The sequence below is a fragment of the Salinicoccus sp. HZC-1 genome (genome assembly GCF_046736035.1).
GTDB lineage: Bacteria > Bacillota > Bacilli > Staphylococcales > Salinicoccaceae > Salinicoccus.
Window position 1 is genome coordinate 194,369 of the sequence record NZ_CP177130.1, and the last position, 14,527, is coordinate 208,895.

17 protein-coding genes are annotated in these 14,527 nt (G+C 43.7%); 12 read left to right on the plus strand and 5 right to left on the minus strand.

Going from position 1 to position 14,527, the window contains the following annotated elements:
• The first annotated feature begins 22 nt into the window (after nt 1-22).
• The 9 genes from ACKRAT_RS00905 to ACKRAT_RS00945 all read left to right on the plus strand — a co-directional run bounded on the left by ACKRAT_RS00905 (nt 23) and on the right by ACKRAT_RS00945 (nt 8,477).
• Nucleotides 23-889 carry a carbohydrate ABC transporter permease gene (locus ACKRAT_RS00905; protein WP_411843243.1) on the plus strand — a complete coding sequence of 289 codons (867 nt, stop codon included), beginning with the start codon at nt 23-25 and terminating at the stop codon, nt 887-889.
• Nucleotides 889-1,710, plus strand: coding sequence for a carbohydrate ABC transporter permease (locus tag ACKRAT_RS00910; RefSeq protein WP_411843244.1), 822 nt, complete (start codon nt 889-891; stop codon nt 1,708-1,710). The genes ACKRAT_RS00905 and ACKRAT_RS00910 overlap by 1 nt, the downstream gene beginning before the upstream one ends.
• A gap of 19 nt (nt 1,711-1,729) precedes the next feature.
• Entirely contained in the window at nt 1,730-2,746 is a 1,017-nt protein-coding gene (locus ACKRAT_RS00915) for a LacI family DNA-binding transcriptional regulator (RefSeq protein ID WP_411843245.1), read from the plus strand.
• Nucleotides 2,746-3,468, plus strand: coding sequence for a ThuA domain-containing protein (locus tag ACKRAT_RS00920; protein ID WP_411843246.1), 723 nt, complete (start codon nt 2,746-2,748; stop codon nt 3,466-3,468). Before ACKRAT_RS00915 ends, ACKRAT_RS00920 begins: the two co-directional genes overlap by 1 nt.
• Nucleotides 3,461-4,486: a Gfo/Idh/MocA family protein gene (locus ACKRAT_RS00925; protein WP_411843247.1), complete on the plus strand. Its 1,026-nt coding sequence runs from the start codon at nt 3,461-3,463 to the stop codon at nt 4,484-4,486. The genes ACKRAT_RS00920 and ACKRAT_RS00925 overlap by 8 nt, the downstream gene beginning before the upstream one ends.
• Before the next feature lie 9 nt (nt 4,487-4,495).
• Nucleotides 4,496-5,527 (plus strand): Gfo/Idh/MocA family protein, encoded by a 1,032-nt coding sequence (locus tag ACKRAT_RS00930; protein ID WP_411843248.1) that lies wholly within the window; start codon nt 4,496-4,498, stop codon nt 5,525-5,527.
• A 12-nt stretch (nt 5,528-5,539) separates the two neighbouring features.
• Nucleotides 5,540-6,508, plus strand: coding sequence for a sugar phosphate isomerase/epimerase family protein (locus ACKRAT_RS00935; protein ID WP_411843249.1), 969 nt, complete (start codon nt 5,540-5,542; stop codon nt 6,506-6,508).
• Between the two features lie 12 nt (nt 6,509-6,520).
• Entirely contained in the window at nt 6,521-7,684 is a 1,164-nt protein-coding gene (locus ACKRAT_RS00940; RefSeq protein ID WP_411843250.1) for an ABC transporter ATP-binding protein, read from the plus strand.
• 106 nt (nt 7,685-7,790) lie between these two features.
• On the plus strand, nt 7,791-8,477 hold the full coding sequence (locus ACKRAT_RS00945) for a VOC family protein (protein WP_411843251.1): 687 nt from the start codon (nt 7,791-7,793) through the stop codon (nt 8,475-8,477).
• Here ACKRAT_RS00945 and ACKRAT_RS00950 read toward each other — a convergent pair.
• Nucleotides 8,462-8,707 (minus strand): hypothetical protein, encoded by a 246-nt coding sequence (locus tag ACKRAT_RS00950; protein WP_411843252.1) that lies wholly within the window; start codon nt 8,705-8,707, stop codon nt 8,462-8,464. The genes ACKRAT_RS00945 and ACKRAT_RS00950 overlap by 16 nt on opposite strands.
• A gap of 58 nt (nt 8,708-8,765) precedes the next feature.
• Between ACKRAT_RS00950 and ACKRAT_RS00955 the strand changes: the two genes are divergently transcribed.
• The 3 genes from ACKRAT_RS00955 to ACKRAT_RS00965 all read left to right on the plus strand — a co-directional run bounded on the left by ACKRAT_RS00955 (nt 8,766) and on the right by ACKRAT_RS00965 (nt 12,430).
• On the plus strand, nt 8,766-10,034 hold the full coding sequence (locus tag ACKRAT_RS00955) for a lipid II:glycine glycyltransferase FemX (RefSeq protein WP_411843253.1): 1,269 nt from the start codon (nt 8,766-8,768) through the stop codon (nt 10,032-10,034).
• Nucleotides 10,035-10,192: 158 nt separating this feature from the next.
• Nucleotides 10,193-10,975 carry a transporter substrate-binding domain-containing protein gene (locus tag ACKRAT_RS00960; protein ID WP_411843254.1) on the plus strand — a complete coding sequence of 261 codons (783 nt, stop codon included), beginning with the start codon at nt 10,193-10,195 and terminating at the stop codon, nt 10,973-10,975.
• A 321-nt stretch (nt 10,976-11,296) separates the two neighbouring features.
• Nucleotides 11,297-12,430 carry an RNA-guided endonuclease TnpB family protein gene (locus ACKRAT_RS00965; protein ID WP_411843255.1) on the plus strand — a complete coding sequence of 378 codons (1,134 nt, stop codon included), beginning with the start codon at nt 11,297-11,299 and terminating at the stop codon, nt 12,428-12,430.
• Nucleotides 12,431-12,520: 90 nt separating this feature from the next.
• Here the strand turns inward: ACKRAT_RS00965 and ACKRAT_RS00970 are convergent, their stop codons facing one another.
• The 4 genes from ACKRAT_RS00970 to ACKRAT_RS00985 are packed head-to-tail and all read right to left on the minus strand — an operon-like array spanning nt 12,521 to nt 14,473.
• Nucleotides 12,521-12,796, minus strand: a complete 276-nt coding sequence (locus ACKRAT_RS00970) for a hypothetical protein (RefSeq protein ID WP_411843256.1) — start codon at nt 12,794-12,796, stop codon at nt 12,521-12,523.
• 24 nt (nt 12,797-12,820) lie between these two features.
• A complete protein-coding gene (mspA, locus tag ACKRAT_RS00975) occupies nt 12,821-13,135 on the minus strand; it encodes a membrane stabilizing protein MspA (protein WP_411843257.1) in 315 nt (104 codons plus the stop codon).
• A complete protein-coding gene (locus ACKRAT_RS00980) occupies nt 13,132-14,283 on the minus strand; it encodes an MFS transporter (RefSeq protein WP_411843258.1) in 1,152 nt (383 codons plus the stop codon). Before ACKRAT_RS00980 ends, mspA begins: the two co-directional genes overlap by 4 nt.
• A 19-nt stretch (nt 14,284-14,302) precedes the next feature.
• Nucleotides 14,303-14,473, minus strand: a complete 171-nt coding sequence (locus ACKRAT_RS00985; RefSeq protein WP_411843259.1) for an SE1832 family protein — start codon at nt 14,471-14,473, stop codon at nt 14,303-14,305.
• Between the last annotated feature and the right edge of the window lie 54 nt (nt 14,474-14,527).

Sequence of the window (14,527 nt, forward strand, 5' to 3'; positions counted from 1 at the left end):
TACATAAAAGAGGTGTTAATATATGAAAACCAAAAGTCTTATGTATTGGGTATTCCTTGCTCCTGTATTGGCTGCCCTCTTAATAGTAGTAGTAGTGCCTTTTATATGGGGAATCTATTATTCCCTGACCGAGTGGTCGGGTGATATGGCGCAAACCCCGGTTTTTAAAGGGTTTGATAACTACGCAAATCTTTTAAGTGATGCAACTTTCCTGAGTGCATTATGGTTCACTTTTAAATATGCGATAGTAACTGTCATTATCATTAACATAGTCGGTTTTTCTTTAGCTCTGATTGTTACGAGCTACATTAGATCAAAAAATATTTTAAGAACTATATTCTTCATGCCCAACCTGATCGGTGGCTTGATACTTGGCTTCATCTGGCAGTTTATCTTTACGGATATTTTTAATGCTTTAGGGAACGCCATGGGTGTGGAAATGCTGCAGGGATGGCTTGCTACACCGGCAACCGGTTTCTGGGGGATGGTCATACTTCATGTATGGCAGATGGCGGGTTACATTATGATCATTTACATCGCCTATCTTCAGAGCATTCCTGATGAATTATTGGAAGCTGCGGATATGGATGGCGCAAGCTACATGCAGAAATTGAAAGATGTTATTCTGCCGTTGGTAGCGCCGGCGTTTACTGTCAGTATGTTCCTTACTCTTTCCGGTTCGTTCAAAATCTACGACCAGAACCTGTCTCTTACAGGCGGGGGTCCTGGCGGTTCAACGAAAATGATTGCCATGGATATCGTGGATACAGCGTTTGCCATGAATACAATGGGTATGGCCCAGGCCAAAGCTGTCGTTTTCTTCATCATTGTAGCAATACTCAGTCTTACACAGGTATATTACAATAAGAAGAAAGAGGTGGAGCTATAATGAAAAAGAAAAAGTCGACAGGCCGCATCATATTAGAGGTTTTAGGTATTGCTCTTGCCTTATTATGGCTTTCACCTTTTTATATAATGTTGGTCAACGCATTTAAATCAAAAAGAGAAATGTTTGAGAATACTTTGGCACCGCCAAAAGAACCGATATTTGATAACTTTGTCGATGCCTTTCAGGAGCTGGATTTCTTAAGAACTTTTTTCAACTCTTTTTTAATCACGACGGTCAGTATTGTCTGTATCGTGTTTTTCTCTGCAATGGCCGCTTATGCATTGTCCAGAAACAAGAGTAAAATGAGCGGTTTCATCTTCTTTCTATTTGTTGCATCGATGCTCGTACCATTTCAGGCTGTCATGATTCCGCTTGTTAAGATTTTCAGTGAACTGCAAAGTCTTAATAAAGGGGGGCTGATGTTCATGTATATCGGCTTTGGATCGGGACTATCCCTGTTCCTTTATCATGGCGCATTAAAAAATATCCCGCTTTCATTGGATGAAGCGGCGAAAATTGACGGGGCCACTAAGTGGCAGACATTCTGGCATGTGATTTTCCCGTTACTGAGACCAATCGGGGTTACAGTGGCTATACTGAACGTCATCTGGATATGGAATGACTTCTTGCTTCCGAGTCTTGTACTTGGCCGGGGAGACGAGACGATACCATTAAAACTATTCCTGTTCTTTGGTCAATATACAAAGCAGTGGACATTGGCGCTTGCAGGGTTAACAATATCAATCATTCCAGTAATTATTGGATATTTCATCGCCCAAAAGCATATTATTAAAGGAGTATCTGACGGTGCAGTGAAGTAAGTGGGAGGAGTAACGCATTATGGTAACAATTAAAGATGTAGCTAAAATAGCTGGTGTTTCACCCTCCACCGTATCAAGAGTAATCAAGGATCATGATGGAATCAGTGACACAACGAAGAAAAAAGTTAGGAAAATAATGGAGGTTATCGGTTATTCACCTAATATAGCAGCAAGAAATCTGGTTACAAACCAGTCATATACTATAGGTCTCGTATTGAAAAGCGGGATTCATGAAGTTAATTTAAATCCATTTTTTTCAGATGTGAATCTGGGGGTTTCTGAAACCTGCCGTAAAAAAGGATTCTCAACATTAACGACATCCACTACAGACGATGATTCATTATTAAATGAAGTTAAGGAACTTATCAATTCCAGACAGGTGGACGGTTTCATCCTTCTTTATTCGAAAAAAGATGATCTGGTTGTAAATTACCTGCATGAGATTGATTTTCCGTTTGTTGTAGTCGGCAAGAATATATTTGATATCAGCAATGGTATATACGTAGATAATGATAACGTCCATGCGGCAAAGTCCATGACTGAATTTCTTATCAGTGAAGGATACAGAGATATTAGAATGATTGTGGATAATGATGTATTTGCGGTATCCCAGGATAGAATCAAAGGATTTGAAATGGCGTTAAACGTTTCGGGTATTCCGACTGACGGTAAAATTCTTTATTGTGACAGTGATAGTAAAACATTAAAAGAGTTATTAAAAGAGACGTTTGAAGAAAGTAATCCGGAGGCTATTTTAACTTTGGATTCAGTGCTCAATGCAAAAGTCATTTCCGCATTGTATCAGTTAAACATCCGTATTCCTGAAGATGTTGCAACAGCTACTTTCAATGATTCGCTGCTGACAAAGTTTGCTTCGCCTCCACAGACCGTCGTAAACATATTCCCTGAAGAATTAGGGAAAGAGGCAAGCAGTGAAATCATTGATTTAATAAATAACCCTGATAAGCTGAAAAGAAACATTACTGTCCCGACTTCGATCATCGAACGTCAATCTACTATGAAGGAGGAAGTATAGTGAAAGTAACAGTATGGAATGAATATAGACATGAAAAGGAATCGGATATTGTGGGTGATGTTTATCCCGAAGGGATTCATGCCCAGATTGCCAGTTTCCTGGAAGAGCACGATGTGACGACGGCGACTTTGGATGAGGCCGAACACGGCCTGACCGACGAGGTGCTGAATAACACGGATGTCCTTGTATGGTGGGGCCATAAGGCACATGATGAAGTTTCGGATGAAATTGCTGAAAAGGTCCGACAGCGTGTCTGGGATGGCATGGGCCTTGTCGTTCTCCACTCGGCGCACTTTTCAAAGCCTTTTAAATTGCTGATGGGCACTTCATGTGACTTGAAATGGCGTGAAGCGAATGAAAAGGAACGTCTCTGGGTGGTTGATCCCACGCATCCGATCGTGGATGGTCTGGGGGAATATTTCGAGCTGCCTGAAGAGGAGATGTACGGGGAGCATTTTGATATTCCGGTTCCTGACGAGCTGGTCATGCTCAGCTGGTTTGAAGGCGGCGAAGTGTTCAGGAGCGCATGTACGTTCAAACGCGGCAACGGTAAAATTTTCTACTTCCGTCCCGGGCATGAAACACACCCGACCTACTATAACGAGAATGTTCAGAGAGTCATTCAAAATGGTGTGAACTGGGTTGGATCGTCCAATGGCAAAAAGCATTACTATGGAAACTACGAACCATTAGAAGAGATAAAGGGGAGTCACAATGATTAATGTGGGTGTTATAGGATGTGGCAGCATTGGTGTTAAACGCCACATTGCTGAATACAGTGAAAATAAAGATGTTAAGCTGGTTGCCTTTTGTGATCAAGTCCTGGAGAGGGCAGAGGATCAAAAGGCGCTCTACGGCGGCACTGCCTATCAGAACTACAGGGATCTGCTGGCTGATGAAAAGGTGGACGCCGTGAGTGTATGTACACCAAACTACATTCATGCCGAAATCGCCATCGCTGCACTTGAGGCCGGGAAACATGTGCTTTGCGAAAAACCGATGGGCGTCACTATGGAAGAAATGGACGCGATGATCGAAGCGGAGAAGCGTTCTGGTAAACAGCTGATGATCGGTCACAACCAGCGTTTCGTGAAAGAGCACGAAATTGCCAAGGAATGGATTGCTGACGGCAGGCTCGGCAGAATCCATGCTTTCCGCACGACTTTCGGCCATCCCGGGCCTGAACAATGGAGTGTTGACGGCAAGGAGAGCTGGTTCTTTAAAGAAGAGGAAGCGGCGATGGGTGCCATGGGAGACCTCGGGGTCCATAAAGCTGACCTCATCAGGTTTCTTCTGGATGAAGAGGTTGTTGAAGTCGGCGGCTTGATTTCCAAAGAAGATAAAGATTTCTCCAACGTCGATGATAATGCCGTATGCATACTGCGTACTGAATCGAACGCCATCGGCACATTGCAGGCGAGCTGGTCTTTCTATGGTTCTGAAGACAACTCAACTGTGATTTACGGAGAGAAAGGCGTTCTCCGTCTCCTTAATGATACAAAGTATTCGTTCATTTTCGCGGGAAGTGACGGTAAGGTTGTAGAAGAAAACTATGGCGGCATCCAAACAAATGATGATGAGGGACAGAAAAGTCCATCCCAGGTGATGGACCGGTTTATCAATGCTCTGGAAAAAGGCGAACGGGTACCTGTTACAGCAGAGGATGCTAAAAAATCTGTCCAGATTATTTTACGCGCTTTTGAATCGGATCGGACACATAAAATTATTAACAAAGAATAGGTGTTTTAAATGTCTAAAATCAGACTGGGTTTCATCGGTGTTGGCGGGATTGCGACCGGGCGTCACATTCCTACATTCCGGACGTTCGATGAAGTGGAAATTACAGCAGTGCAGGACGTCAATAAGGAGCGGGCGATGAAAGTTGCCAATGAGCTCGGCATACCTGAATTTTTTTCGGATATACAGGATATGTATCCCCATGTGGACGCGGTGGTAATTTGTACCCCCAATAAATTTCATGCGCCGATTAGTATAGACGCAATGAATCATGGGAAACATGTGCTGTGCGAAAAACCGATGGCGTTGACGACTGATGAATGTGCGCGGATGATCGAAGCGGAAAAACGAAATGGTGTGAAGCTTCATATCGCTTATCATTACCGCTTCATGAAGGAAGCGATCGCAGCCAAGAAGATTATCGAGCGCGGTACGATCGGTGCGCCGATCGTTGTCCGTGTAAAAGGTCTGAGACGGCGTAAAGTGCCCGGCTGGGGTGTATTCACCAATCAGGAACTCCAGGGCGGCGGTGCATTGATCGACTATGGCTGCCATCTTCTGGATTTGGCGATGTACCTTATGGGAGATGTGAAACCGGTAGAAGTCTCAAGTTCTACATATAACCATCTCAGCCGGACGAATACGGTGAACGAATGGGGGCATTTCAACAGGGAGGCATTTGAAGTCGAGGATCATGTGAGTGCATTCATCCGGTTTGATAACGGTGCCTCGATGCTTTTCGAAACGAGCTGGGCCGCGAATATCCCTGAAGATGAAAATCACATCAGCATTTCGGGTATGAAAGCCGGTCTTGATGTCTTCGATATGAAAGTGAACCAGGCGGATGAAGACCTGATGACAACAATGCGCATAGACTATATCAAAGTGGATGAACCCTACAGCAGACTGCAGGCGCAGAATTTCATATCTGCAGTGAAATACGATGCACCGCTTCGTGTGAAGTCCCATGAGGCAAAAGAAGTATCGAAAATTATTGAAGCGATATATAAAAGTTCCAAAGAACAACGGAGCGTAATCCTTTAGGAGGTCTAAAGTATGAAACTGGGCGTTTTTAATCCTTTATTCCAAAATATGAACTTTTTGGAGATGCTGGATTATGTAAAAGAATCCGGATTGGAAGCAGTGGAGGTGGGCACCGGCGGGTATCCCGGCAATGCGCACTGCGATGTAGATAAACTGCTCGAATCAAAAGCAGCACGTAAAGAATATATGGCGGAGTTTGAGAAACGGGGATTGATCATCAGTGCATTCAGCTGTCACGGCAACCCGGTTTCTCCGGATGCGGCATTCCGCAAAGAATCGGATGAAGCACTGAGAAAGACCATTGAGTTGGCCAGTCTGACGGATGTTCCCGTTGTCAATACTTTCAGTGGTACACCTGCAGGCAATGAAACGGATACAGCAGTGAACTGGCCGGTTACACCATGGCCGGAGGAATATTCCCAAATTAAAGAATGGCAGTGGGAAAACCGTCTGGTTCCATACTGGAAAGAGATTGGTGAATTGGCTGAAAAGCATGACGTGAAGATCGGTCTGGAACTCCATGGCGGATTCCTGGTGCATTCTCCACATACCATGCTTGAACTGAGAAGGAGAACGAATCCTTATATCGGGGCAAACCTTGATCCAAGCCATATGTGGTGGCAGGGGATCGACCCGGTGGTCGCGATTAAAATACTCGGCCGTGAAGGGGCGATTCATCATTTCCATGCCAAAGATACATACATTGACCCTGAGAACCTGAACATGTATGGATATTTGGATATGAACCCGTATGGTAAGATCAAAGACAGGAGCTGGACATTCAGAAGTGTCGGGCTTGGACACAGCATGGACGAATGGGCGAACATGATGAGTGCGCTGAGAACGTACGGCTACGACCATGTCGTTTCGATTGAACATGAAGACGGGCTGATGTCTGTCGAAGAAGGCTTCCAGACAGCAGTCAGGAACTTGCAGACTGTAATTATAAAAGAAAAACCAGCCGACATGTGGTGGGCTTAGAGGAGTGATTTAATGGCTAAAATGAAACTGGAACACATTAAGAAAACTTATGACAATGGGCCGAAAGTCGTTCATGACTTCAACCTTGAAATCCATGACGGTGAGTTTATTGTATTGGTCGGGCCTTCAGGGTGTGGTAAATCCACAACTTTACGCATGATTGCAGGTCTTGAAGATATTACCGGCGGAGATTTCTATATCGATGAAAAGCGCATGAATGATGTGGAACCTAAAAACAGGGATATCGCAATGGTTTTCCAAAACTACGCCCTTTACCCCCACATGAGCGTATATGACAACATGGCTTTCGGCCTCAAGTTAAGAAAGACGCCTAAACCGGAAATAAAGGATCGCGTTGAAAAAGCAGCTGAAATTCTCGGCCTGACAGATTACCTCGATAGAAAGCCTAAAGCACTGTCCGGCGGGCAGAGGCAGCGTGTGGCTCTTGGGCGTGCGATCGTCCGTAAAGCCAATGTCTTCCTGATGGATGAACCGCTGTCCAACCTGGATGCAAAACTGAGGGTGCAGATGCGTGCCGAAATCACCAAGCTGCACAAACGTCTGGAGACAACAACGATTTATGTAACCCATGACCAGACAGAAGCATTGACGATGGCTTCGAGGATTGTAGTCATGAATCAGGGCGATATCATGCAGATCGGCAGTCCGAAAGAAGTATACGATTTTCCGGAAAATGTTTTCGTGGCACAGTTTATCGGTTCCCCGGCGATGAACATTTTCGATGGTGAAATCAAAGATGGCAAGCTTCTGATCGGAGAAACAACCATCACTATACCGGAAGCCAAACGCCGCATGCTGGTAAGTGAGGGGTACGATAACAAACCGGTGAAATTTGGTATCCGTCCGGAAGATATCAGAGAAGAAGCGCTATTTGTGGAATCAGCGCTTGCTTCTGCATTTAATGCAGAAGTCAAAGTGAGTGAACTTCTGGGTTCTGAAATAATGCTCTACTCTGAACTTGAGGGTCAGGAATTCATCTCACGGGTCGATGCGAGAAACGAGCTGGATCCGGGTGACATCGTAAAATTCGCTTTCGATATGAATAAAGGGCACTTCTTCGATATTGAAACTGAGGAGCGCATCATAACGAAAGAAGAACGGAACAGAGAGTTGAAACAGCTGGAGAATACGAATCCGGATGTTATTAAAGCATAAGATGAGACAGGCAGTTCATCCATACGGATGGGCTGCTTTTTCTATTCGGTGTATTTCGTGGAGCAGGCGTGATATTATGATATAGTTAAAAAAAGAGGTGGTTTGAATGGTGAAATTTGATCATATCATACACTATGTCAATCAATTGGAGGAAGTGGAGCAGGAACCGGTGCTCCCTGTTCATTCAGGCGGAAAACACGAGCGTTTTGGCACTGCCAATCTATTGTCATATTTCGACTACAGATACGTTGAGTATTTGGCGATAGAGGATGAAGCGGCGTTTAATCAGCATTTGAAAGATGCCTCTGAATCATTTGCGAAGACAATTGATGCATTGGGGTATGAGGAAGGCTTTATCCGCTATGCACTCAGTACGGATGATATTGAAGCATTGAGTGAACGTTTCAGAGCCCGGGGGTTTTCCACTGCCGGTCCGGTTGGGATGGAGCGTACTACAGAGGGGGAAACAATCAGCTGGAGACTGCTGTATGTCCAGAGTGAAAAGGAAATCTTCCCGTTTTTCATCCAGTGGGATGAGCCGGAACCGGACCGCCTGAAACGCATCGAGGCTTTACGCGGGGACTTTATTACCCCGTCCATTATCATCCAGCACGACGTCGTGGATATCCGTCCTTGGAAATCATTTTATGATGTCCTTGGCATTTGGGAAGGGGAGATAGATTCCCATACACGCGTGGCACTGTCTCAAAGCACGAAACCGTCCATTACCCTGAAAATGGCAACAGACGGTGAATCAGCAGTGTATAAAGGTGCAGTCTACAAGTTTATATAAATGATCAATCCAATATGGGCGAGAGCAATGAGTACCGTAACGATGCTCATAACAATTAGCGGACGGGAGCCTCGTACTAATATATAGGCGATGCTCAGCATGAATGTGATTACTGCAAGAATAATTCTGATACTCATTAGTGCAATCAAATCTCCGCTATTGTACTGACCCAGCTGGAAAATGCTGAAAACGTTTAAAGCTGCGAGAACGACAAGAATTATAATTCTCATTCATTGGCCACCTTTCTTGCTCATTATTATATCAGATATTATTGAAATGGAGATTACTATGCTTAAATTGTTGAATATTATTAATAAAGAACATAATAAGTTTGTCGAATCACATCCTAATGGTGATCTATTACAATTGACAGATTGGGCGCAGTCTAAACGTCTGACAGGATGGTATTCGAGGCGTATCGCTGCAGGAAATGAAAATGGGGAAATATTAGGTACAGCGATGCTTCTTTTCAAAAAAGTGCCGAAGACCGGCAGCACGCTGTGTTATATATCCCGCGGCTTTGTATGTGACTTTAATGACCGGCGGCTTGTTGAGTTCATGCTTGAAGAATCATTGAAAATCGCACAGGATGAAAACGCCTATGCCATTAAAATTGATCCGGATCTGCCGCTTGAACCACATCGGGATACGATTGAATTTTTAAAAGCGCTGGGCTTCCGCCACCGCGGACTGCAGGACGGGATGAGTAAAGATAATATTCAGCCGCGTCAGACAATGGTGTCCCGCATCGACAAAGATGATAAAGAACTGCTCCAGAGTTTTGAGCGTAATAATCGCACAAAAGTGAGAAATGCGGTTCGCCGCGGCACGGTCGTTTATAAAGCGGAACGCGATGAATTGAAAAAATTCGTGGAACTGATGAAAGAAACAGGTGAACGCGACGGTTTCCTGACACGTGATATCACTTATTTCGAATCCCTTTATGATCATTTGAATCCCAATGGCCATATGGAGCTGTTTTTAGTCAAACTCATTCCTGAAGATGTATCCGTTTCTCTGCAAAAAGATTTGATGAAAGTAGAGAAGGACATTGGCAGGGCGGAAAAGAAAAAAGGCGGCAGTAAAAAAGAAAATCAGCTGAAAGACTTGGAAAACCGCAGGGAGAAGCTTTCAAAGCAACTGGTGGAAATAGAAGTGATCAAACAGGAACACCCAGATGGCATAGTACTATCCGGCGCATTGTTCGCGCAGTCGGGTCATAAATCCTATTACTTATATGGCGCTTCATCAGACAGTCACCGCGAATATTTACCAAATCATAATATGCAGTTCGAAATGATGAAATATGCCCGTGATAATGGTGCGAAAACGTATGATTTTGGCGGTGTCAGTGTTTCTCCCAAACAGGACTCCCCGCATTTTGGATTATGGCAGTTCAAAAAGGTATGGGGAACGGAAGTCAGCGAGAAAATCGGAGAATTTGATTATGTCATCAACAAGCCGCTTTATACTTTGGCCGAAGTCGGTGTGCCGATGTTCCAAAAAGGGAAAATAAAAGTAAATAAGCTTTTAAAAGGCAGGAATAAACGTCGCTGATAACAGCGGCGTTTTTATTGTATATAGACTTTTTCTATAAGCATACGACCAATTATCTATATCAGATGACCTTGTCTATACTCTGGGTATAATGATACACTGTAAATCAATTCATAGTTATTTAATATGCTTTAGTGTCATACATAGGAGGGGACAAAATGAAGAAATGGATTTTTTTACTGGCAGCTGCCCTGGTGATGGTTTCAGGCTGCGGTAATGAAGAAGGCGGGGCCTCTGCATCAGAAAACGAAAAAGTCATCAAAATAGGATCGTCACCGGATGGATATCCAACTTCTTTCCAGGAAGATGGTGAGATGAAAGGCTTCAATGTAGATATATACAATGCGATTTTTGAAAAGCTCGATTACGAAATTGAATGGGTGCTTACTGATTGGACCGGGGTACTCGCCAATCTGGATACAGGGAATGTGGAAACAGCCAGTAATTTCGCGCTGACACCTGAACGCGGAGAGAAGTACATATTCACAGATCCCTACTATTACTCAAAAGCGGCGATAGCTGTTGCACCCGATAATGAAGAGATACAATCGGTTGAAGATATAAAAGGTAAAGATGTGGGCACGATTTTAGGAACCAACTTCCAAAATGTATTGAATGAGCAATATCCGGATAATGGCGGCAATATCGTCGACTATGAAAATAATGAAGTGGTTTACAGGGATGTCGGCGCAGGCAAGCTGGATGCATACATCTTTGGCCGCGAGCAGCTGCTTGCGATGATCAATGATAAAGATATTCCACTTAAAATTGCAGGCGAGCCCTTCGGCAGCCAGCCGGTCGGTCTGCCTTTCAAGGATACCGAGGAGAACAGGGCATTGATCGAAGATATTAACGCAGTGATCGAACAGCTTAACAATGATGGAACGCTGACTGAAATATCAAAAGATTGGTACGGCGAGGATATTTTTACAGAAGAATAGAATAAAAGCCTGCGCTACAAAGTTTGTAGCGCAGGCTTTTTATTAGAGGTCGTCAGCTGAGAAAACACGCTATTTTAATGGCGTGATGAATCAGCGTCTCGGACGACCTGCATTGTATTCTGTTAACTGGTGGTTTATATAGTGTACATCGCTGTCTTTCTATATATCGCCGAATGGTGACATGTAAAAACTGAGCGCCTATCGTTTGCCATCTCATAATTGCGCTTTTGTTTCAATGCGTCCTTTCTATATCCGCGGCTTATATTATATAGCGTGTGCCCTATGGTGATATAATGGATACAGAAAGTGAGGTGAAATACAGTGTACAAAGGGATTGAATGCAAGATCTATCCAAACCTGGAACAAGAAAATATGATCAATATGACGTTCGGGCATACCCGCTTCATATGGAACGAAATGCTGGGGATGTTAAACGCCCGTTATGAGAATAACCCTGGTTTGAAACTGTTAAGCTATAGCACATTATCCTCATTAATTCCCCAGATGAAACGCGAATATGAATGGTTAAAAGAGGTGGACAGTGTCGCAATTCAATGTGCGGTGAAACGACTGTCTGAGACATTTAACCGGTTTTTCAAAGGACTGTGCAAATACCCAAAGTTCAAATCCGGGAAATTTGTGAGACAGTCGTATTTGAGCACGATCCGGGGCAGCAATATTCGATTCAATCACAATCAGCGGTATATCAAACTGCCTAAATTGGGCTGGGTCAAATGTAAGAACAGTTTTAAACATATTGAGAACGCACGCATTAAATCTGTCACCGTAAAACGCAAACCGACCGGGCACTACTCTGTTTCACTATTGATCACACGCGAAAACCAAGCGTTACCGAAAACGAAACAAAGTGTCGGTGTCGATTTAGGCGTATCCGATTTAGCCATTACATCAGACGGTCAGAAATTTGCTTCCCAACGCTTACATTTAAAATATCAAAAACAGATGCGGTATTGGGAAAAACGGATGGCGCGCAGACGTTTGGCTGCAAAGGCGAAAGGGATTGCCTTACGTGAGGCGAAAAACTATCAAACAGCGAAACGCCACGTGGCGCGATTACATGAAAAAATCTCAAATACGCGGAAAGATTATATCCATAAAATCACAACAACATTGGTGTCGCAGTATGATAGTATATCCATCGAAAATCTGAAAACAACGAACCTGATGAAGAATCATGCTCTGGCCCGCAGTATTGCGTCTCAATCCTGGCGTCAGTTCAGGGACGTTCTACAATATAAATGTGATATCTACGACAGACAATTGATTGTGGTCAATCCGCATAAGACCTCTCAACTGTGTTCCAGCTGTCAGTTTGATAGTGGTAAAAAACCATTGAATATCAGACAGTGGACGTGTCCGCAGTGCAGTATCAATCATGACCGGGATATTAATGCGGCTAAAAATATATTGAATATTGGCCTGGACAGGCCTTAGTAAAATAGCTTAAACCGCTGGTTGGCTCTGTAAGGGGTCAACTAAGTGCTGAGTGTTCCTAAAAACCCGTTACTTGAGTGACGGCGTAGTTCATAAGTAATACGGTTTTGTAAGAACGACGAATAATATAAAAACCAAAGATAATATCGAAAAGATGAACAATGTAAAAGAAAGGATGGAATGTATTTTACGGTTTTCGTATAGATTTGGTTCGGATTTGACAGCCCGCCATCCAGCCAACACAGAAATGATACTGAGGGCGGACCATACATATATGTTGAAGAATATTATACCGTCATTAATGACATAGTTGATGAAAAACATGAGCTGCATCAATATGAGTAATATCAGGATGACCCGTCTCATCAGTATCCCCCTCCTCATTCATTGCTAAAGTGTAAACAAGACAATTATATAAGCGGCGGCCAGCATAATTGTGAATGCATGAACCATGAACAGACGGCCGTCATCCCCTTTATATTGTTTGAAACCGGTGATTTCCACAGAGATAAAAACACAGATGGCAAGTGCAAATATGAGGACACTCCCCGGATTTTCAGCATTCAGGGAGGTGATTGTAGCCATGATCAAAAATGCGATGCCGGCAAAAATCCTTAAAAAATCTAATATTCTGCTGCGCATTACCAGTATGGTGGCTGCGCTGACTACAAGATAAATGAGGAGCATGAGAATTGGCAGGATCATGCTAATCTCCTCCTTTTTCTATAATATTGGAATATGAAGTATGTTGAGAATACTGTCAGTGCCGCTCCGACCCAGAATGGAAGACCAGCTGTAATAATAAATAAGTAGTTGAAGACGAGCGGTCCGAAAATCCTGCCTAAACTATCCAGGGAATATGTGGTGGAAGTCAATCGGCCCATCTCATTCTGGTTGCCTTCTTTGGTGATCTGGGAAGTAAGGAGCGTTTTAACAAACGCATTGCCTGACATCAACAAGACGATACATATGCCGGCATAGAAGAGATTTGTCATGAAAGGCAGCATGATAAAAGCAATAAGTGCCATTGCCTGTCCGATAATCATGACGGGATACTCCTGACCATCCTTTAATCTTCCGATGATGCCTCCTTGGACGCCCGCATTAAATATTCCGCCGATGAAGAATAAAATGCCCATCTGTGACGGAGTGATGTTGATGCGTTCTATTCCAAGAAGCTGGAATGTGCTTTCCATTCCGCTCATCGTCAGCATCACAAAAAATGTACAAATAAGAAGAATGCCGACGGGCTGGAGGAAATAATCACTTGCGAGTGTAATCCGCTTCTTAGTGTAGGCACCGGGACGGTAGGTTTCCCGGACCTTGATGATGCAGAACAGCAAAGCACCGATAATGACGATAGAAGTCATATAGTAGGCGAGGCTCAGACTGATTTCAGCAAGAAGTCCGCCGACTCCCGGACCAAATATAAAACCCAGTCCGATGGACATTCCGACAAGCCCCATGTATCTGGTACGTTCCTCCCGCGTTGTAATATCAGCCACCATGCTTGTGGTTGCTGTATAGAGCGCACCTGCAGCGGCACCGCCGATCAATCTGCTTATATATAATATCCAGAGTACGTCGATAAACATACCGAAGATAAGGAAACTGAAACTGAAGGCAAGCAGACCGTACAGTAGAAGCGGCCGGCGGCCAAAACGGTCGCTCAGCTTACCGAAATACGGAGCGGAGAGGAAACTGGCCAGAGAATAAACTGCTAGCAGCCAGCCCATATGTGTCGTGGATACTCCTAAATCTTTTACTAATTGCGGAATAACCGGTATTACCATGCTGAAGCCAAAATATATTAAAAACTGGATGATCATAATGAGCGAGACCATTCTTTTCATATCGGGCACTTCCTATAAATTATTTCTGATTTCTGATTGCCGCTTTAGTGTCGGCGATTTCCTGCTCGATTGTAACGAGGCGTTCTTCCATCTTAGATGTATTGTTACCGGTGGATTCAAGTTTTTCCAAATCCCCCTGTATACGAATATACTCATTTTTTAGCTCTAAAAGTTTATAATCTAAATCCATGAATATCACCACCTTGAATTATAGTTGTATCATATCATAATCATATGGATATGC

Bases quoted from the DNA above. Each gene is read 5' to 3' on its own strand.
- ACKRAT_RS00905 (WP_411843243.1), top strand. From the start codon at position 23: ATGAAAACCAAAAGTCTTATGTATTGGGTATTCCTTGCTCCTGTATTG.
- ACKRAT_RS00910 (WP_411843244.1), top strand. From the start codon at position 889: ATGAAAAAGAAAAAGTCGACAGGCCGCATCATATTAGAGGTTTTAGGT.
- ACKRAT_RS00915 (WP_411843245.1), top strand. From the start codon at position 1,730: ATGGTAACAATTAAAGATGTAGCTAAAATAGCTGGTGTTTCACCCTCC.
- ACKRAT_RS00925 (WP_411843247.1), top strand. From the start codon at position 3,461: ATGATTAATGTGGGTGTTATAGGATGTGGCAGCATTGGTGTTAAACGC.
- ACKRAT_RS00930 (WP_411843248.1), top strand. From the start codon at position 4,496: ATGTCTAAAATCAGACTGGGTTTCATCGGTGTTGGCGGGATTGCGACC.
- ACKRAT_RS00935 (WP_411843249.1), top strand. From the start codon at position 5,540: ATGAAACTGGGCGTTTTTAATCCTTTATTCCAAAATATGAACTTTTTG.
- ACKRAT_RS00940 (WP_411843250.1), top strand. From the start codon at position 6,521: ATGGCTAAAATGAAACTGGAACACATTAAGAAAACTTATGACAATGGG.
- ACKRAT_RS00945 (WP_411843251.1), top strand. From the start codon at position 7,791: ATGGTGAAATTTGATCATATCATACACTATGTCAATCAATTGGAGGAA.
- ACKRAT_RS00950 (WP_411843252.1), bottom strand. From the start codon at position 8,707: ATGAGAATTATAATTCTTGTCGTTCTCGCAGCTTTAAACGTTTTCAGC.
- ACKRAT_RS00955 (WP_411843253.1), top strand. From the start codon at position 8,766: ATGCTTAAATTGTTGAATATTATTAATAAAGAACATAATAAGTTTGTC.
- ACKRAT_RS00960 (WP_411843254.1), top strand. From the start codon at position 10,193: ATGAAGAAATGGATTTTTTTACTGGCAGCTGCCCTGGTGATGGTTTCA.
- ACKRAT_RS00970 (WP_411843256.1), bottom strand. From the start codon at position 12,796: ATGAGACGGGTCATCCTGATATTACTCATATTGATGCAGCTCATGTTT.
- mspA (WP_411843257.1), bottom strand. From the start codon at position 13,135: ATGATCCTGCCAATTCTCATGCTCCTCATTTATCTTGTAGTCAGCGCA.
- ACKRAT_RS00980 (WP_411843258.1), bottom strand. From the start codon at position 14,283: ATGAAAAGAATGGTCTCGCTCATTATGATCATCCAGTTTTTAATATAT.
- ACKRAT_RS00985 (WP_411843259.1), bottom strand. From the start codon at position 14,473: ATGGATTTAGATTATAAACTTTTAGAGCTAAAAAATGAGTATATTCGT.